This window comes from Nonomuraea sp. NPDC059023 (assembly GCF_042740095.1).
Taxonomy (GTDB): Bacteria; Actinomycetota; Actinomycetes; order Streptosporangiales; family Streptosporangiaceae; genus Nonomuraea.
The window spans coordinates 185,585-193,296 of sequence record NZ_JBHYIO010000024.1 but is presented as its reverse complement, the minus strand read 5'-3'; the positions used below and the strand labels follow the sequence as shown (position 1 = coordinate 193,296).

Below are 7,712 nucleotides of genomic sequence, written 5' to 3'. Positions count from 1 at the left end.
CGCCCCTCGCCCCTCGCCCCTCGCCCCTCGCCCCTCGCCCCTCGCCCCTCGCCCCTCGCCCCTCGCCCCTCGCCCCTCGCCCCTCGCCCCTCGCCCCTCGCCAGCGCGCAGGACACCAACGAGCCCAGTGGTCGACAACCCTGGAAGAGGCGCCACCAGGATCGCCGCTGACGCGCTGGCTGACGCCTCGCAAGGCGGGGCCATCGGCGTCACGCCGGACCGCGTGGTGACGGCACAGCAAGCGCCACAGCGCAGATGCCGGCACGGCGTCGGAACGGCCTCTGCGGCGAGACCTCGTGGTGAAGACCGCGGCGGCGGCACGGCAGGGGTGGCGGCGAGCAGCGCGTGTGGGAACGGCGTTAAGCGCGGGCGGGTGGCAGGCGTGGGGAACGGCCTTAAGCGCGGGCGGGTGACGGGCGTGGGAGAACGGCGTTAAGTGCTTGTGGGTAGGGGTTTGGGGGGTGGGGTGCCGAGTTGCGAGGCTCTGGGGGCCGGTCGCGTGCAGGGGTGGGGATCTAATTTCCGGGGCGTTGAGCTGGACCTTGACTATTCCCGACATAACCAGATCACGTTAGGTACCCTATGGCTTGCGCTGAGATGACATGATTGCCCCGGAGCAACGAGGGGATGGCATGCGGGAGATCGGCGGACGGTACCTCCTCAGCGAGGAGGCCGGTCGTGGGGGTATGGGAGTCGTCTGGCGGGCCTTCGATCAGCTCCTCCATCGAGAGGTTGCCCTCAAGGAGCTGACGCTGGCCGGTGAGGCCGAGGTGGTGCGCAGGCGAGTGCTGCGGGAAGCCCGCATGGCCGCCGGACTGACGCACCCCAACATCGTCACGGTCCACGACCTGATCGAGAAGAGCGGCAAGCTCTGGATCGTCATGGAGTACCTCGACGGCCTCTCCCTGCACCAGCTTCTCTCCCAGGTGGGCACGCTGCCCGCCCAGAGCGTCGCCGCGATCGGGCAGCACCTGCTCGCCGCCCTGCGTACCGCGCACCAGGCGGGCGTTCTGCATCGCGACATCAAACCGGCGAACGTGATGCTCACCGGCGACCGGGTGGTGCTCACGGACTTCGGCATCGCGACGGCCGAGGGCGACATCCGCACGACGACGTCCCGCCGCCTGCGCGGCACGCCCGCGTTCATGGCTCCCGAGCGCCTGTACGGCGGCGCCGCCACCAAAGAGGCCGACATGTGGTCCTTCGGCGCGACCCTGTACAGCGCCCTGGAGGGCCAGCCGCCCTACCCGGGCCAGGACGCCGCGACCGTCCTCGCCATGGCCCGTACCGGCAGCTTCCCGACCCCCCGCCGCGCCGGAATCCTCCGCCCGCTGCTGGAGGGCCTGCTGCACCACGACCCGGCCCGCCGCTTCACCAACGAGCACACGGCCGGTCTGCTGGCGGGCGTGCGGGCGAGCAGCTTCCAGGCCGCCATCTGACGACCCGGTTCAGCGGGTGATCAGGTGCATGGCGGCCAGCGCCTGCCAGGGCCGCCACCGCTCGGGGTCGACGCCTCCGGGGAACAGTTCGGCCACCGCGGCGCGCAGTGCGGGGTCGGACGCGGGCCACCCCTCGGAATCTCCGCTCCGGAAGGCCAGGCCGGAACCAGCCTGAGAGGTTAGGGTGGCCGCCTTGGCGAGTTCGACCGGCAGCCCCAGCGCCTCCAGGTTGGCCTCCGTGAGCGCCGCGGCATCGGGGAAGACATGGGTCAGCCCGCCGGGCAACCCGGGCACGGCCGTACCCAGGCCGCGCACCAAGGTCGCGAGCCCGTCACCCGCCACGCCCGCCACAACGATCTCCAGCGGACTCCACGCGCCGGGAACCGTCAGCCCCGGACGGGACGCCACCAAAGGCCCCAGAACGGGATCAGCCTCCAGCACGGCGGCCCCGGGCGCCGGATCGGTGTCGAGGCCCAGCAGCCGGCCGACCTGGTCCACGACGTGGATGAGCCCCTCCCAGTAGGGCAGGTGCGCGGTCAGCACCAGGTGGCCGGGATCGCTCCCGGCCCGCACTTCGAGCACGCCGGGCGCCCCGTCCAGGCTCACGGTCCGCCGGTACGCACCGTCGCGCACCTCCTCCACCCCCGGGATGGCACGAGCCCCCAGGTAGGACCGGACGGCCGGCCAGTCGTACCCCGGCAGAACCGGCAGCCGCAGCGCCAGCCCGCCGTCCGCGACCAGCCGATCGGCCCGGTGCCGGCGTTCACGCAGTTCGCCGGGCGCGGCGTGGAAGATCTCCCGCATGGTCCTGTTGAACTGCCGCAGGCTCCCGAACCCCGACGCGAAGGCGATGTCCAGCACGGTGAGATCGGTGTCGTCCAGGAGCCGTCGGGCGAAGTGGGCCCGCCGCGACCGCGCGAGCTGGTCAGGACTGGCCCCCAGATGTTTCAGGAACAACCGGCGCAGATGCCGCGACGACACGCCCACCCGCTCGGCCAGCACCGCCTCGGTCCCGCCGTCCAGAACACCGGAGATGATCAGTTGCCAGGCGGCGCACACCAGCCGGGGCACGTCCGCCGACACCGGCCCCGCCACCCGGTACGGCCGGCATCGCAGGCACGCCCGGAACCCATCCGCCTCCGCCGCCCCCGCATGCCCATAAAGCCGGATATTTTCCGCGAGCGGCCGCGACCCACACCCAGGACGACAGTAGATACCCGTCGTCACCACCGCCGAATACACCGTCATACCCCATGTCTACGCCACCCCCCGCCCCAAGGCCGGACATATCCGGACGCGCGCAAGACGGCCAAGTAAGGTCGGAGCATGCAGGATCTTGAGCGGTTCGCGACCCTGACCACCGCGCACCTGGCCGACGGGTGCATCCGCGCCGGAGTCCAGGTCCGCTGCGCACCCTCGGCGGTACGCGCCGTGGTCCCCGGCTCCCGCGTGATCGGACGCGTCCTGCCCGCCCGGCATGCCGGCAGCGTCGACGTGTTCCTGGAGGCGTACGAGTCGGCAGAACCGGGCGACGTCCTCGTGGTCGACAACGACGGCCGCACCGACGAGGCCTGCGTCGGCGACCTGGCCGTGCTGGAGGCGCGGGCGGCCGGCGTGGCCGGGGTCGTCATCTGGGGCCTGCACCGGGACACCGCGGACATCAGGGCGATCGGGCTGCCGGTGTTCAGCATGGGCGCGCTGCCGACCGGCCCGCTGCGGCTGGACGCGCGGCCCGCCGACGCGCTCGGCAGCGCCCGCGTGGGCGAATGGACGGTGGGGCGCGGCGACCTCGTGGCGGGCGACGAGGACGGCGTGCTGTTCGTGCCGGCCGAGCGGGCCGCGGAGGTGCTCGGCCTGGCGGAGGGGATCCGAGACGCCGAACGCGCGCAGGCCGACCGCATCCGCGCCGGCCGCTCCCTGCGCGAGCAGCTGCGGTTCGGCGACTATCTGGCCGAACGGCAGGCCGCACCCGGCCTCACCTTCCGCGAGTACCTGCGCGCGGTGGGCGGCGCCATCGAGGAGTGATCCTCACCCGCCGGGCAGCCGCAGCAGGCCGCTGTCATAGGCGAAGATCGCGGCCTGGACCCGGTTCTCCAGCCCGAGCCTCGTCAGGATGCGGTTGACACGGCTCTTCACCCCGGCCTCGGACAGGTCGAGTTCGGCGGCGATCTGGGCGTTGGACAGGCCCTTGGCCACCAGGATCAGGACGTCCAGCTCGCGCCGGGTGAGCGGTCCTGGCGCCCGGGGGCGTTCCGGCGGGTCCAGGAGGGCGGCGGGCACCGCGGCGAACGCGCCGATCAGCCGCCTGGTCACGCTCGGGGCCAGCATGGAGTCACCGGCCGCGACCACCCTGATCGCCTCGGCGAGCTGCTCGGGCGAGGAGTTCTTCAGCATGAAGCCGCCGGCTCCGGCGCGCAGGGCGGCGTGCACGTACTCGTCGAGGTCGAACGTGGTCAGGACCAGCACGCGCGGGCGCGGCCGGTCGCGGTGCGGCCAGCCGGACAGGATGCTTGCGGTGGCCTCGACGCCGGTCAGGCCGGGCATGCGCACGTCCATGACGATGACGTCGGGGCACAGGCGGGCGGCCATGGCCACGGCCTGCCTGCCGTCGGCCGCCTCGCCGACGACGTCGAGGTCGGCCCGCCGTACCAGCATGGCCTTGAGCGCGGCGCGGACCAGTGCCTGGTCGTCGGCGATCAGCACGCGGATCATCCCGGTGCCGCCCATCGCAGCCTGGCCTCGACGCGCCAGCCGCCGTGGTGCGGGCCGGCGCGCAGGTCGCCGTCGAACAGGGCGGCGCGCTCGCGCATGCCGATGAGGCCGAGACCGGAGCCGGGCAGCGGGCTGTGGCCCGGAGCGGGCGGGCCGTTGGCGACCACGACGGACAGGCCGCCGGGAGCCTGGCGCACGTCGACGCGGACGGCCACGGGGCCGGCGTGCTTCAGGACGTTCGTGAGGGCCTCCTGGACGATGCGGTAGGCCGAGACCTGCGCGGCCTGCGGCACCGGGGCCGCCTCCCGGCCGGTGAACGTGAGCTCGACCCGGCAGCCGGCCGACTCCGCGGCGGCGGCCAGCCGGTCGAGGTGGCCGAGGGAGGCGCTCGGCCCGGTGTCGCCGGGGCCGCCGTCGGCGAGCAGGCCCAGCAGGCGGCGCATCTCCTCCAGCGCGGTGTCGGCGGCCGAGCCGATCGCGCGCACGCCGGGATCGCCGGGGAGCGCCTCGGCGCTGGCGCGCGCCTGCATGGCGATCGCGCTGACGTGGTGGGCGACCAGGTCGTGCAGGTCGCGGGCGACGCGGGCGCGCTCGGCCGTGACCGCGCGGCGGGCGCTGAGCTCCTGTTCCGCGCGCAGCCGGTCGGTGAGCTCGCGCAGGCGCCGGGCATCATCCCGTACGCGCCGCTGCGCACTGCCCAGCAGCCACAATCCCCACGCCAGGCTCCCCACGAGCACCCACTCCAGCGGCCCGAGCGACAGTCCCGGCGGCGCGGGCCGTCCCAGCACCGGCCGCAGCACCTCGGGCCCCAGCACCGCGGCCGTCACCACCACGATCATCGCCGCGCTGCCCGGCGGCCGGGCGTAGCGGGCCACCGCGTACCCGGCGAGGGCCACGAACACCCCGTCGTTGTAGCCGACGACCGGATCGGCCAGCTCGTACACCACGTAGGCCAGACCGGCCACGGCCATCACCGGCCACGGGTGGCTACGCCGCCACACCAGCGGCAGTCCCTGGGCCAGGATCAGCGCCAGCAGCGTCGCGGCGGTCGCCGGATCGCCCGGCAGGCCCTCGCTCAGCCGCAGCAGCACGCCGAGCAGCGTCACCGCGCAAGCGAACAGCGTGTCGGCGGCGCGCGGGTGCGCGGCGAGGAGCTGGCGTAGGGTCGTCATCGGTCTGGCCAGCGTAAACGAGCCCCGGGCGGCGACTGGACCGGAGGCAACCTAAGATGCGCGGGCGCCGGGAAGATCCGCCTTCTGGGGGAGATAGGGTGTGCGGCGTGATCGCCCGTCAGAGCCAGCTCGTCCTCGACTGCGCCGACCCGGCCCGCCTGGCCGAGTTCTGGGCCGCCGTCCTCGGCGCGGAGCCCGTGCACCGCGACGCCGGCTGGTCGTCGGTCCATCCGCCGGACGGGCTGCGCCTGGCCTTCCAGCGGGTGCCCGAGGGAAAGACGGTCAAGAACCGCCTCCACCTGGACCTGGCCGTCGCCTCCCCCGCCGGGGCCGCGCGGGCGGTGCTCGCGCTGGGCGGGCGCGCCGTCGGCGAACTCCAGGTGGACGCGGTGGGCGCCTTCCAGACGATGGCCGACCCGGAGGGCAACGAGTTCTGCCTCGTCAGCCCCTGATCAGTCCTTCTTGGCGCGCAGCTCGGCCTCCTCGGCGTCCATGGCCGCCGCCTCCTCGGGCGTCGGCGCGGTGCCGCCGAGGTGCGCGGGCTGCCACCAGACGCCCTGCGGGATCTCCGGGTACGTGCGCTGCGCCCGGTCGACCAGCTCCGTCAGGCGGGTCTGCAGGGTGGCGGTGTGCTCGTTGACGTTCTCGCCGCGCTTGGGGTGCATCGGCTCCCCCACCAGGATGCTGATGGGCACGTGCCGCTGGGTCAGCTGCTTGGAGCGGCCCTTGGTCCACAGCCGCTGGCTGCCCCAGAGGGCGACCGGGATCAGGGGCACGTTGGTGGCCTGGGCCATCCGGATGGCGCCGCTCTTGATCTCCTTGACGGTGAACGAACGGCTGATCGTGGCCTCGGCGAAGACGCCGACGACCTCGCCCGCCTTCAGCATGCGCAACGCGGTGGCGTAACTGCCCGCGCCGGCGCCCCGGTCGACCGGGATGTGCTTCATGCCGCGCATCAACGGCCCGGAGATCTTGTGGTCGAAGACGTCCTGCTTGGCCATGAACCGCACCAGCCGCTTGGACGGCAGCGCCCCGAACCCGGCGAAGATGAAGTCGAGATAGCTGATGTGGTTGCTGACCAGCACCGCGCCGCCCGTCCTCGGCACGTGCTCGGTCCCCTCCATGTGGAAGCGGTAGTCCATCACCTTGAAGAGGGTCCGCGCCAGCGCGATCACCGGCGGGTACACGATCTCAGCCATGCCCGAACCGTAGCCTAGGTTGGACGGTGGTCGGGAGAGTGACCATTCCCCGGACGTTGCCGTGGCTGGCGCGCCGGATTCCGGACGGGTCCACGTCGTAGCCCGGCTCCACGGCCTGGACGAGTTCTTCCAGCGTGACGCGGGCTTCGAGCCTGGCCAGGGCGGCGCCGAGACAGTGGTGGCGGCCGGCGCCGAAGCTGATCGCGCGGGAGGTGTCGCGGGTCAGGTCGTAGGCGCCGGCCTCGGGGAAGGCGCTCTCGTCGCGGTTGGCCGAGCCGATGAGGAGCCAGATCTTGGCGCCGGGCGGGAGACGCTCGCCGTACAGCTTGATCTGCCTGGTGAGGCGGCGGGCGATGCCGTGCGCGGGGGTGTCGTAGCGCAGCGTCTCGGCGGCCCATTCCCCGATCGCGCCCGCGAACGCGGCGGCGCGCTGCGCGGGGTGGCGCCAGGCGTGGTACCAGGCGGCGTTGAGCAGGTGGGTGGTCGTCTCCGCGCCCGCGCCGATCAGGAGCATGAGGAAGGCGACGATCTCCCTGTCGCTCAGCCCGTCGTCGGCGACGAGGACGGAGACGAGGTCGTCACGCGGCGACGCGCGGCGCTCGGTGACGATGGAGAGGTAGTAGTCGCCGAGCCCGATGATGCTCTTGAGCCCGTCCTCGCCCATCTCGCCGTCCGGGTCGTAGCGGAGCAGGGCGTCGGAGCGGCCGCGGATCTCGGCCCGGTCTGCGGGCGGCACGCCGATGAGCTCGGAGATGACGTCGAGCGGGAGGCGGGCCGACAGCTCCGTGGCGAAGTCGAAGCTCCCCTTGTCCACCGCGGCGGCCACGTACGCGCGGGCCATCCGCCTGACCATGGGTTCGAGGGCGGCGACGCGGCGCTGGGTGAAGCCGCGGGCCACGATCGCCCGCATCCGGGTGTGGTCGGGCGGGTCCATGGCGACGAACGACAGGTAGGTACGCGCCTTCGGCCCCCACGCGCCGGGATCGATCATGGGCCCGTGGTCGCTGGAGTACAGGTCGCTGTCGGGCAGCGCGGCGGCGACGTCGGCGTGCCGGGACAGCGCCCAGAAGCCGAGCGCGTCGTTGCGGTAGAGCGGCGCCTCGCGGCGCATCCTGGCGTAGACCGGGAACGGGTCCTCGATGACCGCGGGATCGTAAGGACTGTAGACAAGCTCCACCCGGACCACGCTA

Annotated in this window: 8 protein-coding genes and 1 pseudogene; 3 read left to right on the top strand and 6 right to left on the bottom strand. The window is 73.2% G+C overall.

Annotated elements, in window-relative coordinates:
* Positions 1 to 632 precede the first annotated feature (632 nt).
* Positions 633 to 1,439 carry a serine/threonine-protein kinase gene (locus ACFWYW_RS35410; protein WP_379612862.1) on the top strand — a complete coding sequence of 269 codons (807 nt, stop codon included), beginning with the start codon at positions 633 to 635 and terminating at the stop codon, positions 1,437 to 1,439.
* A 9-nt stretch (positions 1,440 to 1,448) separates the two neighbouring features.
* Here ACFWYW_RS35410 and ACFWYW_RS35405 read toward each other — a convergent pair whose 3' ends face one another.
* Both ACFWYW_RS35405 and ACFWYW_RS35400 read right to left on the bottom strand, forming a co-directional pair.
* Entirely contained in the window at positions 1,449 to 2,522 is a 1,074-nt protein-coding gene (locus ACFWYW_RS35405) for an AlkA N-terminal domain-containing protein (RefSeq protein ID WP_379612993.1), read from the bottom strand.
* A gap of 30 nt (positions 2,523 to 2,552) precedes the next feature.
* A pseudogene (locus ACFWYW_RS35400) lies at positions 2,553 to 2,687 on the bottom strand (Ada metal-binding domain-containing protein); the annotation flags it as partial.
* 78 nt (positions 2,688 to 2,765) lie between these two features.
* Between ACFWYW_RS35400 and ACFWYW_RS35395 the strand changes: the two are divergent.
* Complete coding sequence (locus ACFWYW_RS35395; protein ID WP_379612863.1) at positions 2,766 to 3,464, top strand: RraA family protein; 699 nt, start codon at positions 2,766 to 2,768, stop codon at positions 3,462 to 3,464.
* Between the two features lie 3 nt (positions 3,465 to 3,467).
* On the opposite strand, the gene ACFWYW_RS35390 is transcribed toward ACFWYW_RS35395, so the two are convergent.
* Together ACFWYW_RS35390 and ACFWYW_RS35385 are read right to left on the bottom strand one after the other, a co-directional pair.
* The gene (locus ACFWYW_RS35390; protein ID WP_379612864.1) at positions 3,468 to 4,151 is read right to left on the bottom strand and encodes a response regulator; all 684 of its coding nucleotides are present in this window, start codon (positions 4,149 to 4,151) and stop codon (positions 3,468 to 3,470) included.
* The gene (locus tag ACFWYW_RS35385) at positions 4,148 to 5,323 is read right to left on the bottom strand and encodes a sensor histidine kinase (RefSeq protein ID WP_379612865.1); all 1,176 of its coding nucleotides are present in this window, start codon (positions 5,321 to 5,323) and stop codon (positions 4,148 to 4,150) included. Before ACFWYW_RS35385 ends, ACFWYW_RS35390 begins: the two co-directional genes overlap by 4 nt.
* Before the next feature lie 107 nt (positions 5,324 to 5,430).
* Here ACFWYW_RS35385 and ACFWYW_RS35380 point away from each other — a divergent pair, with 107 nt between their 5' ends.
* Positions 5,431 to 5,775: a VOC family protein gene (locus ACFWYW_RS35380; protein ID WP_379612866.1), complete on the top strand. Its 345-nt coding sequence runs from the start codon at positions 5,431 to 5,433 to the stop codon at positions 5,773 to 5,775.
* Here the strand turns inward: ACFWYW_RS35380 and ACFWYW_RS35375 are convergent, their stop codons facing one another.
* Positions 5,776 to 6,522: a lysophospholipid acyltransferase family protein gene (locus tag ACFWYW_RS35375; protein WP_379612867.1), complete on the bottom strand. Its 747-nt coding sequence runs from the start codon at positions 6,520 to 6,522 to the stop codon at positions 5,776 to 5,778.
* The gene (locus tag ACFWYW_RS35370) at positions 6,515 to 7,699 is read right to left on the bottom strand and encodes a cytochrome P450 (protein WP_379612868.1); all 1,185 of its coding nucleotides are present in this window, start codon (positions 7,697 to 7,699) and stop codon (positions 6,515 to 6,517) included. The genes ACFWYW_RS35375 and ACFWYW_RS35370 overlap by 8 nt, the downstream gene beginning before the upstream one ends.
* Positions 7,700 to 7,712 lie beyond the last annotated feature (13 nt).